This window comes from Barnesiella sp. An55 (genome assembly GCF_002161555.1).
In the GTDB taxonomy this organism is placed as follows: Bacteria; Bacteroidota; Bacteroidia; order Bacteroidales; family Barnesiellaceae; genus Barnesiella; species Barnesiella merdipullorum.
In genome coordinates this window covers 47,323-67,963 of record NZ_NFHZ01000018.1, presented here as the reverse complement: position 1 = coordinate 67,963, position 20,641 = coordinate 47,323, and the positions used below count along the sequence as shown (strand labels likewise).

Genomic DNA, 20,641 nt, shown 5'->3' with positions numbered 1-20,641 from the left:
TGACAGAAAAGGCACAAAAAAACAGGGCTGCCTTATTGCTCCTCTACAAAACTCTTCCGCCACTTGGAGGGCGAGCACCCCTCCTTTTCGGTAAAAATCCGGGAGAAATAACTCAGCGAGAGGAACCCCGACTCCTCGGATATGACTGCAATCGTCAGGTCGGGATGCTCCACCATCTGCTGCTTGGCATACTCGATGCGCAGCCCGGCAATCCACTCGCGGAACGAAGCCTGGTAGGTGTCCTTGATGTAGGCAGAGAGGTAGGTGCGATTGGTGCCCAGCTCAAGGGCCAGGTCGCCGATAGTCAGCTTCGGGCTGGTATATCTTTGACTCCCGATCCAGGCGGCGAGGCGTCCTTCTATCTCCTTACGATACGGCTGCGGGCCCAGCGACATTCCATCCTCAACGGGGATAGGTTCGCCAATATCTTCGGGTGGTTCCTGCTCCAGGATGCTTTCCACCTGTTCGTAGAAAAGCAGGTAGTTGATATAGGAGTCAAACAGATAAATGTAAAACGGTATGGAAGAGAGCACCCACAGGAACAGATACCGGTCGGGCAGGAACGTGAGCAGCCCGCAACTGACCCCATAGATGACTGCCCACCAGGTAAAGATGGACATCCAGCGGATATAGGCCGCGATATACTCGGAGTGCGTGTCGTCGAACAGGCGCACCGCCCATCGGTAGGTACGGATAAGCCTGCGGGCCAGCCAAAGCCCATAGGCCAACAGCCACAAAGCCAGGAGCACCAGCCCAACCTGCTGCACGGGCCCCGAAGGCACGGCTATGAGAAGGAGAGCCGAAAGAGCGGTAAACAGCGCCCAGTAGCCCATGTGCCGCCAGAAGCGTCGGCGGGTCAGGTAAAAGCGGTCGAGCAAGGTGGTAAGTGCCGCACTGAACAACCAATAGGCCATGAAATAGGTGGAGAAGTTCATCAGGATAGCTTCCTGATGGTGAAAAGGCCGAAGTCCGCAAAAGAGGTGTACCGAGTAGTTGGCACTCAACACCAGCAAAGCCGCACCCATGATGCGGCGCGAACGCAGATAGTTGACGAATATGGGCTTGTCGGGAGTCTTGCCCACCAGAAAATAGAAGGCAAAAAACAGCATCAGCACCAAGGCTATGCCCAATGAATAATCGTAGAGAGCCAGATTCATCTTTTCACACTTTGCGGCAAACAGATACAAAGGTACAAGGATTTCAGTTTATTTTGTACACGTGAAGCGCACAAAATCAAAACAGAATTCATAATCTCAGGAATCGTTCCCGGAGACTTCGGCGGGGATGATGCCCATCTTTTTCATCAGGAAACAGGCGTTCATATTGCGGGCGATACCGGGTTGCAGACGGTAGGTGAAGGTGAGTTCGTCGCCCTCGATGGTGGCCTCGAACCGATAGTTGCTTATCTGCCCGGGCAGCTTCTCGGCCAGTTGTCCCAGCACCAGGTCGTGGGTGGCGATGATACCGGCGGCACCCGCCTCTACCAGTTGCCGCACCAGGGCCAGTGAGCCGGTCTGCTTATCGACCGAGTTGGTACCCCGCAAGATTTCGTCGAGGATGACAAAAAGTTTCTCGCCACGGCGCAGCCGCATCACAATCTGCTGCAGCCGTTTAAGCTCGGCAAAGAAGTACGACTCGTTGTCGGCCAGCGAATCACTGGCCCGCAAGCCGGTGAAGAGGGGCAACGGCGTGAAGGTCATGCTGCGGGCACACACCGGCGCGCCCATGCACCCCAGCAGGTAGTTGATGCCGATGGTGCGCAGGTAGGTGCTCTTGCCGGCCATGTTGGCCCCGGTAATAACCTGGAAGGTACCTTCGTTCATGGGGGCCACATCGTTGCACACGCAGCGGTCGCGGGGAATGAGGGGATGCCCCAACGCCTGGGCCTGCATCACGGGCCTACGGTCGAGCACGATATGGGGGAACGTATAGTGGGGATGGTTGTACCGGAAAGAGGCCAGCGAACAGCACACGTCGAACTGTGCCAGCACCTCGAGCCAACGGGGCAGTAGCTCACGGTTCTCGTCGAGCCAGCGATTCAAGGCATTGAGTTGTCGCACATCCCACAACAGGAATCCGTTAAGTACCATGAACCCCACAAAATTACATCGCTGGTCGAGGTTGCCAAGCAACCGCCGCAGCCGGGCAACCCGTTGCGAAACGGAGCCTGAGCCCTCGGTACAGGCGCGTTGCAAATGGCCAAGCCGCTCGCTTTCGAAACGGCTCTGCTCGATTGTCTCGAACAGGCGCACATAGTGCGAAAGGGAGGCCAGGGCTGCATTGAGCTGCTCCTGGATGCGGGTGACCCGCTTGGCCAAAATGCCGGCCACGGCCAACAGGGCGATAAAAGGCCACACAATCACACTGCCGGCAATCACACCGGTCAGCCACAAAACCAGCAAAATGAGGTAGAGCGCGGGCAGAGCAAGAATCAGGGTACCTACCACCCGTCCGGTCCCGAAACGAGGCATCCCGGCCAATTGCTCCAGCGAATGGGTATCGGCCTGGTTCTCGCCCGAACAGCCGCCCCACGCCTGAAAATCGATGCGAAGGTCGGTGCGGCGGCTCAACTCCTCGACCGCATCCTGTTGCCGGCGAATTACCTCGGCATCAAGATCGGGATGCTTCATGAGCCGGGCCAGAGCCTGTCGCCCCACGGCCGTAGCGCTGCGGTTGAGATAGGCGAAAAACGATTTCGCTCCAAAGAGGTCGAGGTCGAAACTGTAATCGTGAGCGGGGTCTATAAACTCATCGCCCCCGTCTATGCCCTCGAATCGGTAATCGAGCAGAGCCAACTCACGCCGTATGACCCGCTCGCGACTGTCGGTAAACTCTTTCTTGCGAAACCACCGGTCGTGTACCCGGGCCAAACCCAGGAAGAGCACAAGACCGACCCCTATCGCCGAACCCCAAACCCAGGCTCCGTTCCCGTGCCACAGATAGACCGCCCCGGCGGCAGCCACAAAAACCAGCAGTCGCAGCAGGCCGATGAACTGTATGTATCGTTTTATCCTTGCCGTCTCCCGGGCATTGGACTCGAGGCAGTTGAGGTAATCTTGTCGTATATCTTCCATCTGTTGGAGTGTATATTCTTCAAAAAAATTCAGGCGAAGATAAAAAATATTTGCCGAACGGCGACGCCTCTCCCGCTATTTTCCCACACGCCAGACTCTATTACAGCAGAGGGCAGGCCCGCTACACCGGTACCTGCAACAGGCCCAGATGATGTATCGCTTCTCAATCTATACCTTTTATTAGATTTTTCCATCTAAATTCCCTACATTTGCAAAGAGTAGCAAAACAACACGAACGATGAAAAAACAGATCATACTGCTTGTGACTCTCCTGCTTACCCTGTCGCTCAACGCCGGCAGCGGGAAGGCCAAGATTACATTCGATTCTCCCCGTTACGACTTCGGCTACATCCAGGAGTCGAAGGGCAACGTAACCCACGCTTTCGAGTTTACCAACAGCGGCAACGCTCCGCTCATCATCATCGATACCCGCAGCACCTGCGGCTGCACAGCTTCGCACTTTACCAAAGAGCCCATCGCCCCCAAAGGGAAAGGGAAAATCGTGGTCAACTTCAATCCCGAGGGGCGTCCCGGAACCTTCCGCAAAGAGGTTAAAGTCTATACCAATGCCAGCAAGGCTGCCGTAAAACTTATTATCGAGGGGGTTGTTGTACCTAAAAAACAGTAGTTATGAAACGTCTTATTCTGACTCTATTCTTAGGCACCTCCCTGGCCGTGGCCCTGGCTCAACCGCAAATCGTATTCGATGCCAAGAGCCACGATTTCGGCACCTTCGAGGAGGAGACGGGACCGGTCACGCACCTCTTCAAGTTTGTCAACACCGGTAACGAGCCGCTGGTGGTGACCAACGTGCGCACGACCTGCGGATGCACCGCCTCGCAATACACCCGCGAACCGGTCGCTCCCAACGACTCGGGGGTCATCAAGGTGACCTACAATCCCAAGGGTCGGCCGGGCCGTTTTTCCAAGCCGGTCTATGTCACGACCAACGCCTCGATCGACCGCGAGACCCTGCGCATCACCGGCGTGGTTATCGGGTCGAAATCGCGCCGGATAGCCAACCCCTATCACATTGGCGACCTGTCGCTGCGCAGCCTGCACATCCCCCTCTTCGACGTGCCCAAAGGGCATATCAAGACCGGGCAACTGGTGGTGCGCAACGAGGGGAAAACCGAGTTGATACCAACCTTCAAGAATATGCCCCCGCACATCCTGGCCGAGATGATTCCGTCGATGCTTCACCCCGATGAAGAGGGCATCCTCAAGATTCACTACGACCCCGACGCCATCGACGACTGGGGATTCCGCCGCGACGAGTTCACCCTGAGTCTCGACCACGGTGACACGCCCCAGTTCAACACCATCACCGTATCGGCCAATCTGCTCGACGACTTCAAGTCATGGAGCGCCGAAGAGCGGCAACAGGCCGGGCACATCATCCTCTCGAGCGATGTCATCGACTTTGGCATTATCAAGGGGAATAAGCCTCAGAAACAGGCCCTCACGATTACCAATACCGGGGAATCGAAACTAACCATACACAAGATATCCAACGAAAACCGGGCCCTGAAGGTGAAGTTGAAACGCCGCACCGTCAACCCCGGGAAATCGACCGAACTGACCATCGAGGTTGACCCTTCGATGGCCCGCACCAATCTGTTGAACTGCCGGGTCATGATAATCTCAAACGACCCCAACCAGCCGTCGAAACCCATACGGATATTAGGTTCATTTGAATAACTTCCTTAACTGTACATAACTATGGAGCATCCCGAGAACGACGCACAATACGCAGGACTTGCCGTTAACAAAGGTATCGAGCAACCGCCTATCGTCAACCCCTACTTGAAAAAGATGCGCACGGCCCGCCGCCGCTCTTTCACGGCCGCCGAATATGTCGAAGGCATTGTCAAAGGCGACACGAGTATTCTGAGCCAGGCGGTCACGCTGGTCGAAAGCAACCTGTATGAACACCAAACCATTGCCCAGGAGGTAATCGAGAAGTGCCTCCCCCACGCCTGCGACTCGGTGCGGGTGGGCATTACCGGAGTACCGGGTGCCGGCAAGAGCACCTCGATCGACGCCTTCGGCCTCCATGTGCTCAAGCGGGGAGGCAAACTGGCCGTGCTGGCCATCGACCCCAGCAGCGAGCGTTCCAAAGGGAGTATCCTGGGCGACAAGACCCGCATGGAGAAGCTCTCGGTTCACCCCAACGCCTTCATACGGCCTTCTCCCTCGGCCGGTTCGCTGGGCGGCGTAGCCCGCAAGACCCGCGAGACCATCGTGCTGTGCGAGGCCGCCGGATACAACAACATCTTTGTCGAGACCGTGGGTGTGGGCCAGTCGGAGACAGCCGTCCACTCGATGGTCGATTTTTTCCTGCTCATCCAGCTGGCCGGTACCGGCGACGAGCTGCAAGGCATCAAACGGGGCATCATGGAGATGGCCGACGGCATTGTCATCAACAAGGCCGATGGCAGCAACATCGAGAAGGCCAAACTGGCCCAGGCGCAGTTCCGCAACGCCCTGCACCTGTTCCCCCCTACGCCCTCGGGCTGGATACCCCAGGTGCTCACCTACTCGGGCTACTACGAGATAGGTATCGCCGAGGTGTGGGAGATGATCGACAACTACGTGGCCTTCGTCAAGAAAAACGGATACTTCGACTACAAACGGCAGGAACAGGCCAAATACTGGATGTTCGAGACCATTAACGAGCAGCTGCGCGACCACTTCTACCGCAACCCGCAAATCGAGAAGATGCTGGAGGAGAAGCAGGCTCGTGTGCTGAACAACGAGCAGAGTTCGTTCATGGCAGCCAAAGATGTACTCGACTACTACTTCAACCAAGCCAAATAACCGTTGCACGCCATGAAACAGGTCATCTGTCCCAAATGTGATAAAGCCTTCACCTTCGACGAGTCGCGATACGACGCTTCGAGCCACATCTCGTTCATCTGCCCGAACTGTCGCAAACGCTTCGTCATGACGCTCGACCAGATTGAAGACAGCAACGGGGGGAATCTCGACACCTCACACGGCTACATTACCGTGCTCGAAAACGCCTTCGGCTACCGGCAGGAGTTTCCCCTGCACCCGGGCGACAACCTCATCGGGCGCGCCTCGAAGGGGACCGAGGTCGATATTGCCATCGAGACCACCGACATGAGTATGGACCGCCGCCACTGCATCATCCACGTCAAGGAGAAGGGCGGACAGCTCCAACTCACCCTGCGCGACAACCCCAGCCTCACGGGCACCTTCTTGCGCAACACCCTGCTGGGCGACCGCGAGCGGGCTCTGCTCCACGACGGCGACGTGGTGTCGATAGGAGCCGCCACTTTCATCGTGCACATTCCCGGCGAGGAGGACGACGAGTATTTCGAATAGCCCTGTCTTTCACAACTCAAGAATAATACCACACATGAGAAACCACACACTTAACCCGAAACACACTAAAATTACCTATATGATAAAACGATTCACACTACTGGTGCTGCTGGCCCTGCCGCTGTGGCTATCGGCACAAGCACAGGTTCGCACCGAGACTCTGCTGGAAAAGGACTGGAAATTTACCCGCAACGACAACCCGCAGTTCAAGGAGACACAGTGCGACGACTCGCAATGGCAGTCGGTGCGCATCCCTCACGACTGGGCTATCTACGGCCCCTTCAGCATCAACAACGATAAACAGAACACGGCCATCGTACAGGACGGCCAGAAAGAGGCCATGGAGCATGCCGGCCGCACCGGCGGTCTGCCCTTCGTAGGCACCGGCTGGTACCGTCGCACATTCGACGTGCCCCAATCGATCGAGGGTAAGAAATACACCCTGATATTCGACGGTGCCATGAGCCATGCCCGCGTCTATATCAACGGGCAGGAAGCCTGCTACTGGCCCAACGGCTACAACACCTTCTTTATCGACGCCACTCCCTACCTGCGTGCCGGCGAGAGCAACACGCTGGCCGTGCGGCTCGAGAACTTCACCGAAAGCTCGCGCTGGTATCCCGGCGCCGGACTCTACCGCAACGTGCATCTGTTGGTGACCAACGAGGCTCATGTGCCGGTATGGGGTACGCAAATCATCACCACCACCCTCAACGACCGCTACGCCAAGGTAACGCAGAAAACCGCGTGGGAACTGCCCGAAGGGAAATCGATGCGGGACTATGTAATCGAGACCGCCATCATCGACCCCAACGGCAAGACCGTGACCACCGAACGCATGCGGGGTAGCGATTTCGACAACAACACCTTTGCTCAGGAGTTTGTCGTGGAGCATCCCGCCGTGTGGACTCCCGAGACCCCCAACCTCTACACTTCGGTATCGAAGGTCTATGAGGGCAATGAGCTCAAGGACGAATACACCACCACCTTCGGTATCCGCACCGTCGAGGTGCGCCAGGGCGAAGGCTTCTTCCTCAACGGCAAGCCGCTGAAGTTCAAAGGCGTGTGCAACCACCACGATCTGGGCCCGTTGGGCGGTATCGCCAACGAGGCCGGCATACGCCGCCAGATTCGTATCCTCAAGGATATGGGCTGCAACGCCATACGCACCTCGCACAACATGCCCGCCCCCGAACTGGTGCGCCTCTGCGACGAGATGGGTATGATGGTGATGGCCGAGTCGTTCGACGAGTGGGCCACCGCCAAGGTACAGAACGGCTACCACCTCGTATTTAACGAATGGGCCGAGAAAGACATCGTCAACCTCGTGCGCCACTACCGCAACAATCCCAGCGTGGTGATGTGGTGTATCGGCAACGAGGTTCCCGACCAGTGGTCGGGCGACCAGGGTCCCAAACTCACCCTGTGGCTGCAAAACATCTGCCACCGCGAAGACCCCACTCGCCCCGTTACCCAGGGTATGGATGCCCCCGATGCCGTAGTCAACAACAACATGGCTGCCGTACTCGACGTGCCGGGCTTCAACTATCGCCCCTTCAAGTATATCGAAAATCAAAAGAAACTGCCTCAAGGCATCATCCTGGGCAGCGAAACGGCATCGACCATCAGCTCGCGCGGCGTCTATAAGTTCCCCGTCGAGCGTCGCTCCATGCCCAAATACCCCGACCACCAGTCCTCCTCCTACGACGTGGAGCACTGCGGATGGTCCAACCTGCCCGAAGACGACTTCATCCAACACGACGACCTGGCCTACTGCATGGGCGAATTCGTATGGACCGGATTCGACTACCTGGGCGAGCCCACCCCCTACTACTCCGATTGGCCCAGCCACTCGTCGCTCTTCGGTATCATCGACCTGGCCGGTATCCCCAAAGACCGCTACTACCTCTATCGCAGCCACTGGAACCCCGAGGCCGAGACACTGCACATCCTGCCCCACTGGAACTGGGAAGATCGCGAGGGCGAGGTAACTCCCATCTTCGTCTATACCAACTACCCCACGGCCGAGCTCTTCATCAACGGCAAGAGCCAGGGCAAACGAACCAAAGACCTCTCGGTAACCGTACACAACAGCGGCGACTCGCTCTCGACCGCACAGTTCAAACGTCAGCAACGCTACCGCCTCATGTGGATGGATACCCGCTACGAACCGGGTACCGTCAAAGTGGTAGCCTATGACGAGCAGGGCAATGCCGTGGCCGAGAAGGAGATGAAGACAGCCGGTAAACCCTATCGCATTGAGCTCACCGCCGACCGCTCGACCATCGCTGCCGACGGCCGCGACCTCTCGTTCGTTACCGTCAAGGTAGTCGATAAGGAGGGTAACCTCTGTCCCAATGCCTCGAACCAAATCTCGTTCAAGGTGAAAGGCAAAGGCTACTACCGCGCCGGAGCCAACGGCGACCCCACCTCGCTCGAGTCGTTCCAGGAACCCCGCATGAAGGTATTCTCGGGCATGATGACCGCCATCGTCGCTTCGACCGAAGAGCCGGGCAAAATCACCCTCGAGGCTACTGCCAAAGGTCTGAAGAAAGCTACCCTCGTGATCGAGAGCAAATAACACCCCACACGCGGCAACCACCGCGCACACCTCACCACCCCGGCCTCACCCGAGCGCCGGGGTGGTTTTTATTAGCCCTCTCGCCCCACACCCCGAGGCGGGGACCAAAAAGGATTCTATTTTACATATCGAGTAGGACCATACATTCGAACCGATTTTCCAAGATACGGAGAGTGAATATCTCCTTCTTCATCTTGATGAGTAAACTCCCAACGATTAGGCCACTCGGGATTTTCAGTTCTGTGCCAAGACGGCTTTACATAAACGACTACGACCTTTCCCCGAAAAACTCCAGCTACCTGGGTAATCCTCGACAGATTCTCTTCGGCTATAGGCCAATATTTACGAGTTACTTCATAGATAGACCCTCGCTCCTTGCTGTGATATAATTTAGAAATATTTACACATAGAATTACATCACCATTTTGTGCGGTCAAAAGATTCATAATATTTCAATTCCATTGAGTACACAAATTTAATAAAGATATTCTCATCCTAAAGGCACAAAGTCAACTACTTTGGATTCCGCGTCGTAGCGCGGAATGACACAGCAAGGCATCCCCCAACCGCAAAAAAAAGGCGACAGGGGCAATCGCCTGTCGCCTTTTCCAATACATGGAATAAAGTTATTTATTTCACCACCACTTTTTGTGAACCCTTGCTTGTGCGCACCACATAGATGCCCGCATCGTCAAGCGACACGGTGGCGGCATGGCCCGCATAAACCAACTGACCTGTGGTCGTATAAACCCGATAGTCCCCATCCATATTTTCTACATGCAGCGTGCGATCTACTACATAGACCAGCATCCCGTTATCAACAAGTTCGCCCACTTCACTACTCGAGACAAACTCGGCGACCAGGTCAATCGACTCAGTTACAAATATCGTACGCGGATTATCGGTATTACCATCGCTCCACCGCACAAAACGGCAGCCCTCTTTGGGAGTAGCAGTCAGTACAGCTGTCACGCTACCCATCGTATCGTCATTCGAACCCACCGTCAACCGGCTCGAAGCCGAAAACTTGGCGGTGAGCGACATATCTTCGGTCACAGTGATCTGGCGGGGATTCTCCGTGTTCCCGTCGCTCCACGCTACAAAGTGATAACCGCTGGCCGGTACGGCAGCCAGAGTAGTCACGGTACCTTCGGCATATTCACCGCCACCCATGACGGTACCCATCGATTCGTCCGACGAATAAACTTCGACCACATACAAAGTCACACCCGTTTCCTGAATATCGGTGAAATTGCGCCAATATTTGGCTTCCTGATATTTCGATTTACACCCGGCCGGCACATAGAGCGGCATACCGTAATCATCGAATGTATTCGACCAAATCTCGGGCGGTGTTACCGCATGAATCGTCACCGACCCCAACCGGTTACACCCGGCAAAGGCATTCTCGCCTATACTGGTCACCGACTCACCTATCGTCGCCGAAGCCAAATTACTACATTCTTGAAAAGCCTGTACACCTATATTCTCTACAGAATTGGATATCATTATCGTTGTCAAGCCACTCAGTCCCCGACAAAGATAGTTGGGAATCTGCTCTACTTGAGCGCCAAAAGTAAATACCGTTATTGTATTGTTTCCGTCACCAAAAAGATTGTCGCCGATACTACATGCACGAGTATTCCAAGTGACAGCTGTTAAATTGGAACAACCTTCAAAAACTCTGCTACCGATACTCTCTACCGACTCGGGAAGCGTTATCGACGTCAAGCTTTCACAATCTCCAAAAGCATTATTCCCAATACTCTCTACCGAATTGCCCATTGTGATTGAAGTCAAACCCGTACAACCCGAGAATGCACTACTACCGATACTCGTTACTAACTCGGGAACCGTAATTGTGGTCAAGCCCGAACAGCCCGAGAATGCACTATCGCCGATACCCAATAACGAATTGGGAATCGTTATTGACGTTAAGCCCGTACAACCCTCAAAAACACTGCTACCGATACTCGTTACCGACTCGGGTAGCGTTATCGACGTCAAACCCGAACAGCCCGAGAATGCACTATCGCCGATACCCCATAACGAATTGGGAATTGTTATCGACGTTAAGCCCGTACAGCCCTCAAAAACACTGCTACCGATACTCGTTACCGACTCGGGTAGCGTTATCGACGTCAAACCCGAACAGCCCGAGAACGCACTATCGCCGATACCCAATAACGAATTGGGAATCGTTATCGAAGTCAAACCCGTACAACCCGAAAAAGCCCTCGACCCGATAATCATTACCGACTCACCTATCGTGACTGACTTCAAACTACTCATATCTATACAAAGTTCGTTGGGAACAGACACTACCTGATTGCCAATAGTAACTGTCGCTATTTGACTACAGTTATCAAAACAACTACTACCAGAATAGGATTCAATATTACAACGCCGAGCATTCCAAATTACAGAAGTTAGCCCGATACAACTCTCAAAAGCCTTATCTCTGATACGCTCTACAGACTCAGGGATCGTTATCGACGTCAAGCCCGTGCAATTCTTGAATGCATATATCCCGATACTCGTCACCGAATTGGGGATTGTTACCGAGGTCAAACCCTCACAATACGAGAAAGAAGACTCTCCGATACTCGTCACCGACTCGGGTAGCGTTATCGACGTCAAACCCGTACAACCATAGAAAGCAGACTCTCCGATGCTCGTCACCGAACTACCTATCGTCACCGAGGTCAAATTACTCATACTCTGACAAAGCTTCGCGGGGATCCGCTCTACACTGTCGCCAAAAGTAAAAGTCGCTATCTGGCTACAATCCTTAAAACAACTACTATCATAATAAGTTTCAGGATCATGATTCCGGGCATTCCATATTACAGAAGTTAGCCCCATACAATCATAGAATGCATATTTCCCGATACTCGTCACCGAACTACCTATCGTCACCGAGGTCAAACCATCACAATGAGAAAATGCATATTCCCCGATACTCGTCACCGACTCGGGTAGCGTCACCGAGGTCAAGCCATCACAATGAGAAAATGCATATCCCCCTATACTTGTCACCGACTCGGGAAGCGTTATCGACGTCAAACCCGTACAATACTCGAAAGCTCTATAAGATATGCTCGTGATCGAATTGGGCATCGTCACCGAAGTTAAACTCGTACTATACGCAAAAGCGCTGCTACCGATACTCGTGACCGAATAAGTCTTACCTTCATAAGTAACCGATGCCGGGATAACCACATCTCCCGAATAGGAGACTGAACTAACCGAAACTTCCTCGCCATTGACTCCATAATAGATCCCATCTACTTGGAAACTATACGCACTTGCCGGGAATATACCCCACAAAGCCACTAAAATCCAAAGCCATGATTGTAAATATACTTTCATATTAAATTAGTTTATAGGCCTGTCGGTCCCCTTTCGGCAGGCATTAAAATAGAAAAGCGTAGGGAACACTCTATTGATTTTAACAGGACAATACGCTTTGATAGAATAGTTCTGCAAAAATAATATATAAATTATTAAAATAGTCCTATCTGGAGTACTTTTTTCATTCTTCCGCAATAAGATGAATGGCTCCTATCGATATTCCTTGTATTCCGCATCCACAGCGCGGAATGACTCAACCTGTCACCCCACACCTCGAGGCGGGGTCCAGCAACAGGAAGAGGAGCACGGATAAAAAATACCCCCGGCCCGGAACGCTCCGGGTCGGGGGATTTTGCAAGCCGCAAGTGCGGATTTTTTTGATTAGTTTATTGATATCGGGCATGACGCCCTTTTCCTGTATCGATTAGTCGATTTTGCCGTTTTGCTCGAGCATCAGGGTCTTGGTGGGCTGGTCGCAAACCTCGGTGGGACCAAAGTATTGGATAGGACCGGGATATACATAGCAGGTGTTCATAGCCCACTCGTCGCGATGAGCGGCAAAGTATTTGAAGGGTGCACCGTCGAGGTGAACGAGAGCTTTTTGGATAACGGGTTTCATCTCGCCATGACGACGCTCCATGTTCATCATCATGGTTACAGGCACACCGCCGGCAATCCATTCGCTGGCCGGTTTGGTGGTGTTGCGTACCGACGACATGTAACCGGTGCGGCCTTCGCCTACGAGCAACGATGCGGTGTAACCCAGCGAGTAGCAGTAGTCGGCATCGAAGTTGGAGGGATCGGCGCAACGGCCTTCGTAACCGAAGAAGTGGAATTGCGTAGCGAATTTGCCTACATACTTGCCTTCGGCTTTCATTTCGGCCAAACGACGACCTACCATCTCGCCCAGCAGTTTCTCGGTCTCGATGAGCGATACCTGTACGTTTCCGTGGGGGTCGCGGTCGAGCGTGAGCTGACGGGCTACACCCTCGGGCAGACTGGCATAGATGGCCGAATTCTCGGGAGAGAGGTGTTTGATGATGTAGTTTCTTTGCTCCGATTTCTTGATCATGGCAAACTCCGAACCGTTCTCGGCCAGGTAGTCGTTGAGCTCGGCAATGAGGCGCTTCATGGCGGGGATGAACTCGATGAGGCCTTCGGGAATCAGCACCGTACCGAAGTTGAAGCCTTTGGCAGCACGAGCGGCTACGATATCGGCGATATAGTTTACGATGTCGTCGAGGGTCATTTGTTTGGCCTCAACTTCCTCGGAGATCAAGCAGATATTGGGTTGAGTTTGCAGGGCGCACTCCAAAGCGATGTGCGAAGCCGAACGGCCCATCAGTTTGATGAAGTGCCAGTATTTCTTGGCCGAGTTGCAGTCGCGTTGGATGTTACCGATAACCTCGGAGTAAACCTTGCAAGCGGTATCGAAACCAAAGGAGCACTCGATCATCTCGTTCTTCAAGTCGCCGTCGATGGTCTTGGGGCAACCGATTACCTGTACGCCGGCACCGATTTGTTTGTAGTATTCGGCCAATACGCAAGCGTTGGTGTTGGAGTCGTCGCCACCGATGATAACAACAGCCTTGATACCCAACTCTTTAATAATTTCGAGACCGCTATCAAATTGGTCTTTTGTCTCGAGTTTGGTACGACCCGAACCGATGATATCGAAACCACCCGTGTTGCGGTAGTCGTCGATGATATCGGCGGTGAGTTCCATATATTTGTGATCAATAAGTCCGCCCGGGCCCAGGAGGAAACCGAAGAGACGGCTATCTTTGTTCATGGCTTTGAGTCCGTCGAAGAGACCCGAAATCACGTTGTGTCCACCAGGAGCCTGACCACCCGAGAGGATTACGCCCACGTTGATGGCGGGATATTCTTTCTTGGGGGCTGCTTCAAAACGGAGCACCGGCATTCCGTAGGTGTTGGGGAATAACTTGGCGATAGCCTCTTGGTCGGCCACCGATTTCGTGGCTTCGCCTTCGACGATAGTTACGCCGTTTTTAATGGCTTCGGGCAGCTTGGGCTGATACGAAGCACGAGCAGTTTGAAGTGCACTTTTCTTCATTGTAATCACTTTTATTTGTGTATGTTTGCTTTATCTTTTTTAGCTGGGCAAATTTCGCATTTTTTTTTCAAAGAGCCAAATGGCTGGATATGAAATTCCCATTTCTCGTCACGAGGTTGCGCCGGGCCACCCGGCACTCACTCATCGGCAGGAGCCGACGAGAGGGGCCGGCGAGCAAAATAGTCGCCGGTAATCACCAGATTCGAGATATTCCACGCCTGCTTTTGCCGCGGGCATAGGGGCGAGAGAGTATCGCCAGCCACTCGATAATCCCAATAGACGGCACTCCGCACGGGAGTTCGCAACAGACTGTAGCCGAGCCCCTTCCAGGGATATTCGTTGGCACCCATCACATCGAGCAAGGTGGGATAGACATCGATTTGTCCGGCCACCGATTCGTACGAAACGGTACAGGGCGTGTTGAGAATGACAAGTGCTACCTCGCGATCGGCCAACGTACGCGAGTCCCGACCTTCAAACACATTCAATCCCAGTTCGTCGTGGTCGGAGACGATGGCTATCACCGAGCGGTCGTACAACCCACAGGCCTGCAGCGAGTCGATGAACTGACCCAGCTGGCTATCGAGCCGGTGAAAGGCCTCCATCGTGTTGATGAGCTCGGGCGACGAGGTGGGGTATTGCGACAACGCAGTTGGCTCAACGGGGGCGCCATTGGGTGCATGGGTCGAGAGAGTCACGAGCTGGGCAAAAAAAGGCTGGGGCGTATCGTGCAGAATCGATAGCCCACGGACAAACAGGGTCGAATCGTCGAGCATCTCGCTCGACTCGAACGAACTCTTGTCGTAGAGGGTATCGAAACCATAGGCGGGCGACGTGTGTGCCTGGTTCCAGTCCTGTGCCCGGTCACACACGATATTGAGGGTGTGGTAGCCCTTCTGTTTCAAGGCATGCCCCAAGGCTGGATAACGGTTCTCGCCATGGAGTACCGACGTAGCCCCTACCCGTGCAGGCAGAAGCCCGGTATTGAACATGAGATGCCCGTCGCTCGAGCGACCGTCTTTTACCTGAGGTATCAGATGAAGCGCCGAGAAGGTTCCCTCCCGCTCCAGCAGACGGTTCAGCCGGGGCATAATCTCCACCCCGTTGACCGTGCGGCCAATCATCCACGAGTTGAGCGACTCGACGACAATGAGAATCAGGTTGCGCCCCGGCTCCACAGCATAACGATTATCGGTATAGCGGGGTATGCCGTCGAGATAATTGGCGACGGTCGAGAGTTCGCTCTCGGAGAGTTCGTCCGACTGTACAATCGACGACACCAGCACATAACCCGTATAGGGTACCACCCCGTGATAGAGCACATACTCACGATAGTTATAAGGGGTGATAAAGGCGGTCCAGGGCGACTCCCGGTCGGACGGCTCGCGATGATAAATCCCGTAAGCTCGCGTGCCATAGGCCATCAGGACGATGACCAGCGAAATCGAGGCAGCTACCACCCGGGTACGCTGCGAAGGATAGGTCTGCATCCGTCTGAAATAGAGCAGATATCCACCCAGCAACATCAGGGTGGGGAGAAAGAGGGTAACGTCGCGCCAGCGCAACAGCCCCCGCACACTGTTGAGCAGCACATCGTTCACGTTGTCGAACAGCAGGAACGACGAGTAGGGCATCACATCTTCATAGACCCGGGCATAGCAGGTCTGTATGAGACAAAAGATATCAAAAAGGAAAAGCGGGATAAAGACCACCCACCGCCTGCGGGTAAAGAGGAAGAGCGGCAAGGCCAGCAAAAAGGCATCGCCCACCGTAGGCAGAAAATTCAGCAGCGTGTCGCCCACCGGCCATCCCCGCACCAGCAAGGTGGGCAGACTGATAATTGTCGAATACTTGAGGTCGATGTGCAGATATTCGATAGGATACATAAAGCACACTACCGCCAACAGATAGAAGAGCAGGTAGTGACCCTCGCGCACCCACGAAAGAGCCGGCATCGAAAACTTGTTCAACCTCATTTGCACTCGATTACATTCGATGCAAATGTAGTGAAATAAAAATTTATATTGTTATCCTATCATTGTTTTGTCGAGAAATAGCCGCGGGTAACCATCTGCTCCGAGACCTCCCACGCTTCGGTCTGCCGAGAGACCAGACTGTCAGCTGAGACTCCTGCCACGCTTCCATCCCACCCCACGGCGCTCTGCACCGGGGTACGCAAGATACTGTATCCAAGTCCTTTCCAGCCATAATCATTACAGCCCATCACATCGAGCAACGTAGGATAGACATCGATCTGCCCCATCACCGCTTCGTGAACATGTTTCACTCCCGCATTGGCCACAATAAAGGCTACCTCGGTATCGTTGTAGCCAGGCACGGTACAAGGCTCGAGCAATTGGTTATGATCCGAAACAATGGCTACAACCGTATTCTCATACAGTCCATTAACCCGCAACGAGTCGATGAAAGCTCCTATGCAGCGATCGGTATAGTGAATTATCTCCATATAATTGTGCACCTCGGTGGGAAACCCTTCGGCCCGCGACAGAACGGTTTTATGAGCCGGTTCCTTGAATGGCTTGTGCGAAGAGCCGGTAATCAACTGGTAAAAAAACGGCCCCTTCTCTGCCTTGATCTGCTCGATAGAGCGCACAACCAAAACACTGTCGGGAACACTGTTTCCTATATTTGAACTCCCCTTCAGCCTATCCAAGTTACGGTCATATCCATAGGCAACGCTCACCTCGGACTGATTCCAATAGTTGTTGCGATCGACCGTCATATTTACCGTAGTATAACCTCGCCGTTTCAATGCCTTGGCAATAGAATAGTAATCCAATTGCCCATAGCGGGTAGCCACTGCCCCACTACGCAACGGAAGCAACCCGGTATTGTACATAAATTGGCCGTCGCTCGAACGACCGTCTTTCACCTGAGCCAACATGTGTACGGCCGAAATAGAATTGCTGTCGTTGACGATACGGTTGAGGCATGGAGTCACCTCCATACCGTCGAAACTCTTGCCTATTACCCACGAATTAAGCGACTCGACAATGATGAGCACCAGATTTTTCTGTTCGTTAGCCGGGCAAAGGCTATTGGTATAATGGGGATAATCGTCGAGAAACGATTCGATTTGAACCCGCTCTTCGGCCGAAAGTTCAGGCTCGGGAATCAACGAGGTAACTATCTGATACAACGTGTAGCCGCACAACCCGTTTTGATCGATGTAAAGGATATTGTTGGGATAGGTCACAAATCGGTCGGTAAACGAGTGAAACACACCCAATTTTACATCACGCGCCGCAAGCACAGCATAAAAAGCTACTGCAATGCCCACGATAGCGGCAGTCGGTTTCCACTGCCGACGCCGTTCGGCTCGCACCCGTTTCTGTAAAAACAGTTTATAGACTACCCCTGTCACCAACGTGGGAAGCAACGCCAACCAGTCACACCATCGGGCCGAAGCCAACGCACTGTCGAGCAACATAGGCGACACATTCTCAAAGAGCAGAAACGACGAGAATGGTATAATGTCGAGATAGTTGCGATAGTACCACACCGCCGACAGACAAAACACATCGACCAGAGCCAACACGATGAATATGAGCCCACGCCTCTTGAACAGAAACATGGGCGACATCAACAACATGGCATCGACCAAAGTCTTGATCACATGATTGGGAACCGACGAATCGGTATTGGTCAACTTTACCATCTGAGTATATACAAGCCATATAGAGGCCGCTGCCGAGATTACCAACAATACAAAAAAAGCAAGCGTATATCTATTGTCCACAAAGAATCGTGCAATGGGGTTCTCTCGGCCTATCGTTTTCAAATTCAACACAAATTCTATTTTATTAAAACTACTATTTCGCAGCGCAAATATAATATCAATAGCAAAACATGTCTCTATTCTATTCTCCATTTTTTAGCGGCCCTACTAAAAAGGCAGCCTCGGAAGGATTCTCCCGAGGCTGCCCGATAGCCGGCAATGATACCCTTTGCCGAGGTTCAATCAGCGCACGATACTGCGCAACATGGCCGCTGCCTGATCGGGACATCCCAATATCTCATAGACCAGAGCCGCACAGGTATAGCACACGACCGGAATCAACGAGTCGGCAATTTCGTACGTCTCGTCAACAGCCTCGGGATAGGGCACATAGCGGGCCGTCTTGACACGATGCGACTCGGTGCGCGGGGGCAGGGAGTAGTAGTCGAGGCACTTTTGTCCGGTATCATCCAGCAATACACACACCGGGGTAGCTATCCCCCCGCGGGTATAGGGGTTGAACTGCAACTCATAGGCCGGCGAAGTGCGATCAATAAAGGTGGTCACAGGCTGTCGCCAGCCCTCCATGCAGAACTCGGTCATGCGCCACACGTTGTCGGGCAAGACTACCCGTCCACTCCCGTCGGGCCGGCGCTCGGGTTGCAACGACGAGGCACAGTCGGTCTGCGGCAACAACTCGGCCGAGGTCGAGGCCCATACCGAGAGTATGGCATCGGGCAGTTTCTCCCGAATATACTGTGCCACATCGACACCTACCTCCAAAACCACTACGGCATTGCGCAAATCGGAAAGTTCCTCCATGTTGACCTTTACCCGATTGACCAGTTGATCGATACTTATCTTCATCGCCTACCCCCTTTTCTGTTTCAAGAAGTTATTCTCATCGACATAGATATCGCCCTCTTCAAGGGTATCAGTCGCCTGCTTCAATTTGCAGTTAAGGCCCAAAGCCGAGAGAAAGCTACTGCTCAAGGTCTGTCCATTGCCATCGGTTCGCGACAGGGTTATCTGGTGGGGCAATATCGACAAGGTATCTGCGCCCGTACTGTCCGGGTGGGTCATCGAGATTTCTATCTGCCCTTCGTCGTTCCAGTCGATAATCAGTTCCTTCTTGTTGTTCCGCCAAAGCGAAATGCAACCATTCGGAGAAATCACCACATTTCCCTTTGTGGAAAACACTCTCAAATCGCCGGCCTGTGAGAGAAAAGTCCCCGATTCCAAATGGCGAATCTCTCCATTACACAAATCCCACGACGATTCACCACTCGCCACGCGGATAGTCTGTTGTTGATTCATCAACATTATCTGGTTGGGCAACATCTCCAACGTAGTAGCAATAGCTTGGAAACGAGGAAACGCCTCCCAATCGGAGGTGGTAGTCGGGATCTGTGTCGTAGAGCTCACCGACGGTTTTACCGCATAGTACGCCCCTTGGTAATAGACAACATCGGCAACTCCATTCATACAGCAATAGGAAGTACTTTGCATCCACATGCCCCGATACATGTAAGTAGGGCGTATGGCATCATCGAAGGTCAGCGGAGTCACGTAGCTATGCCAAGCACCGCTGTCCCACACCAGAGTAATGATGGCGGCCGAATCGGTTGTCACGCTTACGGGCGACAACCCTTTCACCCGAGGGAATGTATAGGTATCGGCATGGCCGGCAATATATACATAACAGGCCGACTCTCCGTTACCCACCGGGGGCGAGAATGTGGCCGGGTCGGATACCACCCCGCAAAACGGGGCGGGAGCCGCATGATTCGTATCGTACCACAAACGACTCGCCGAGTCCCATACCCAGATAGACTGAGTTTCACCGTTGATAAAAAATTCGCCGGCCAAGCCCCCTTCGGGGTATTCCGAGAGAACGGCATCGAGCCCATAAAAAAATCCCAGGCATCCGTTCTGGCCTCGCAAATGGCTGTGTTCTTTTACTTTCATCGTTTTTTCCCTTTTTTTAATTGTGTGAATACCAAGTGGAAACGCTCGGCTGCCTGCTCGATGAGAGCGGGGGTCGAGACCTCCTCGTCAGAGAGGCTGTACGGTTCCTTGCGCAGATAGTCCCGGGCTGCCTGCCACGACCGGATACCGGGCACCAACTGGTAGGTCTCCTGCCGGGGTTCGGGACGAGCCACCTCGAAGAGGGTGAAGCGCTTGCCATATCCCCTACTCTTCTCCAGGGCCTGTTGCAGCGGCTCATCGTCGGTCGAGAACAATCCGTTCACGCCATCGCGGGCATAAAACTGTACTCTATGGGGCACCCCGTTCACAACGACCGACGTACTCAAATTGCCCAACCGGGTCTGATATATCTTAATCATATCTATTCTCTTTCATCTAAATTAAACAATACACTAAAAAAGACGGGGCAACCGGCCCGCAAATCAACACCGGTTGCCCCGTACAATCCCCCTTGTCAGATCGTTTGCGAGCCGGGG

At 53.6% G+C, this 20,641-nt stretch carries 15 protein-coding genes and 1 pseudogene; 6 read left to right on the top strand and 10 right to left on the bottom strand.

Annotated features, from left to right (window positions below):
• Positions 1–32 precede the first annotated feature (32 nt).
• Complete coding sequence (locus B5G10_RS11025) at positions 33–1,157, bottom strand: helix-turn-helix transcriptional regulator (protein WP_087424780.1); 1,125 nt, start codon at positions 1,155–1,157, stop codon at positions 33–35.
• A 96-nt stretch (positions 1,158–1,253) separates the two neighbouring features.
• Positions 1,254–3,074, bottom strand: coding sequence for a MutS family DNA mismatch repair protein (locus tag B5G10_RS11020; protein WP_087424779.1), 1,821 nt, complete (start codon positions 3,072–3,074; stop codon positions 1,254–1,256).
• A 238-nt stretch (positions 3,075–3,312) separates the two neighbouring features.
• On the opposite strand from B5G10_RS11020, the gene B5G10_RS11015 reads away from it, so the two are divergent.
• The 5 genes from B5G10_RS11015 (at position 3,313) to B5G10_RS10995 (ending at position 9,006) form a co-directional block, all read left to right on the top strand.
• A complete protein-coding gene (locus B5G10_RS11015; protein ID WP_087424778.1) occupies positions 3,313–3,702 on the top strand; it encodes a DUF1573 domain-containing protein in 390 nt (129 codons plus the stop codon).
• A gap of 2 nt (positions 3,703–3,704) precedes the next feature.
• Positions 3,705–4,775, top strand: coding sequence for a DUF1573 domain-containing protein (locus B5G10_RS11010; RefSeq protein ID WP_087424777.1), 1,071 nt, complete (start codon positions 3,705–3,707; stop codon positions 4,773–4,775).
• A 21-nt stretch (positions 4,776–4,796) separates the two neighbouring features.
• On the top strand, positions 4,797–5,894 hold the full coding sequence (gene meaB / locus B5G10_RS11005) for a methylmalonyl Co-A mutase-associated GTPase MeaB (protein ID WP_087424776.1): 1,098 nt from the start codon (positions 4,797–4,799) through the stop codon (positions 5,892–5,894).
• Positions 5,895–5,906: 12 nt separating this feature from the next.
• Complete coding sequence (locus tag B5G10_RS11000; protein ID WP_087424775.1) at positions 5,907–6,425, top strand: FHA domain-containing protein; 519 nt, start codon at positions 5,907–5,909, stop codon at positions 6,423–6,425.
• A 79-nt stretch (positions 6,426–6,504) separates the two neighbouring features.
• Positions 6,505–9,006: a glycoside hydrolase family 2 TIM barrel-domain containing protein gene (locus tag B5G10_RS10995; RefSeq protein ID WP_087424774.1), complete on the top strand. Its 2,502-nt coding sequence runs from the start codon at positions 6,505–6,507 to the stop codon at positions 9,004–9,006.
• Between the two features lie 630 nt (positions 9,007–9,636).
• On the opposite strand, the gene B5G10_RS12980 is transcribed toward B5G10_RS10995, so the two are convergent.
• Complete coding sequence (locus tag B5G10_RS12980) at positions 9,637–10,791, bottom strand: leucine-rich repeat protein (RefSeq protein ID WP_343285896.1); 1,155 nt, start codon at positions 10,789–10,791, stop codon at positions 9,637–9,639.
• A gap of 1 nt (position 10,792) precedes the next feature.
• Here B5G10_RS12980 and B5G10_RS12975 point away from each other — a divergent pair, with 1 nt between their 5' ends.
• Positions 10,793–11,335, top strand: a complete 543-nt coding sequence (locus B5G10_RS12975; RefSeq protein WP_343285897.1) for a hypothetical protein — start codon at positions 10,793–10,795, stop codon at positions 11,333–11,335.
• A 521-nt stretch (positions 11,336–11,856) separates the two neighbouring features.
• Here B5G10_RS12975 and B5G10_RS12970 read toward each other — a convergent pair.
• From B5G10_RS12970 to B5G10_RS10960, 7 genes and pseudogenes are all read right to left on the bottom strand, one after another.
• Positions 11,857–12,378 (bottom strand): annotated as a pseudogene (locus tag B5G10_RS12970) (leucine-rich repeat domain-containing protein); the annotation flags it as partial.
• Between the two features lie 406 nt (positions 12,379–12,784).
• Positions 12,785–14,437 (bottom strand): diphosphate--fructose-6-phosphate 1-phosphotransferase, encoded by a 1,653-nt coding sequence (locus B5G10_RS10985; protein WP_087424772.1) that lies wholly within the window; start codon positions 14,435–14,437, stop codon positions 12,785–12,787.
• Between the two features lie 137 nt (positions 14,438–14,574).
• Complete coding sequence (locus B5G10_RS10980) at positions 14,575–16,413, bottom strand: alkaline phosphatase family protein (RefSeq protein WP_087424771.1); 1,839 nt, start codon at positions 16,411–16,413, stop codon at positions 14,575–14,577.
• 59 nt (positions 16,414–16,472) lie between these two features.
• Complete coding sequence (locus tag B5G10_RS10975) at positions 16,473–18,116, bottom strand: LTA synthase family protein (RefSeq protein ID WP_158098816.1); 1,644 nt, start codon at positions 18,114–18,116, stop codon at positions 16,473–16,475.
• 303 nt (positions 18,117–18,419) lie between these two features.
• On the bottom strand, positions 18,420–19,043 hold the full coding sequence (locus tag B5G10_RS10970) for a hypothetical protein (protein ID WP_087424769.1): 624 nt from the start codon (positions 19,041–19,043) through the stop codon (positions 18,420–18,422).
• Between the two features lie 3 nt (positions 19,044–19,046).
• A complete protein-coding gene (locus tag B5G10_RS10965) occupies positions 19,047–20,144 on the bottom strand; it encodes a hypothetical protein (protein ID WP_087424768.1) in 1,098 nt (365 codons plus the stop codon).
• A complete protein-coding gene (locus tag B5G10_RS10960; protein ID WP_087424767.1) occupies positions 20,141–20,524 on the bottom strand; it encodes a hypothetical protein in 384 nt (127 codons plus the stop codon). Before B5G10_RS10960 ends, B5G10_RS10965 begins: the two co-directional genes overlap by 4 nt.
• Positions 20,525–20,641 lie beyond the last annotated feature (117 nt).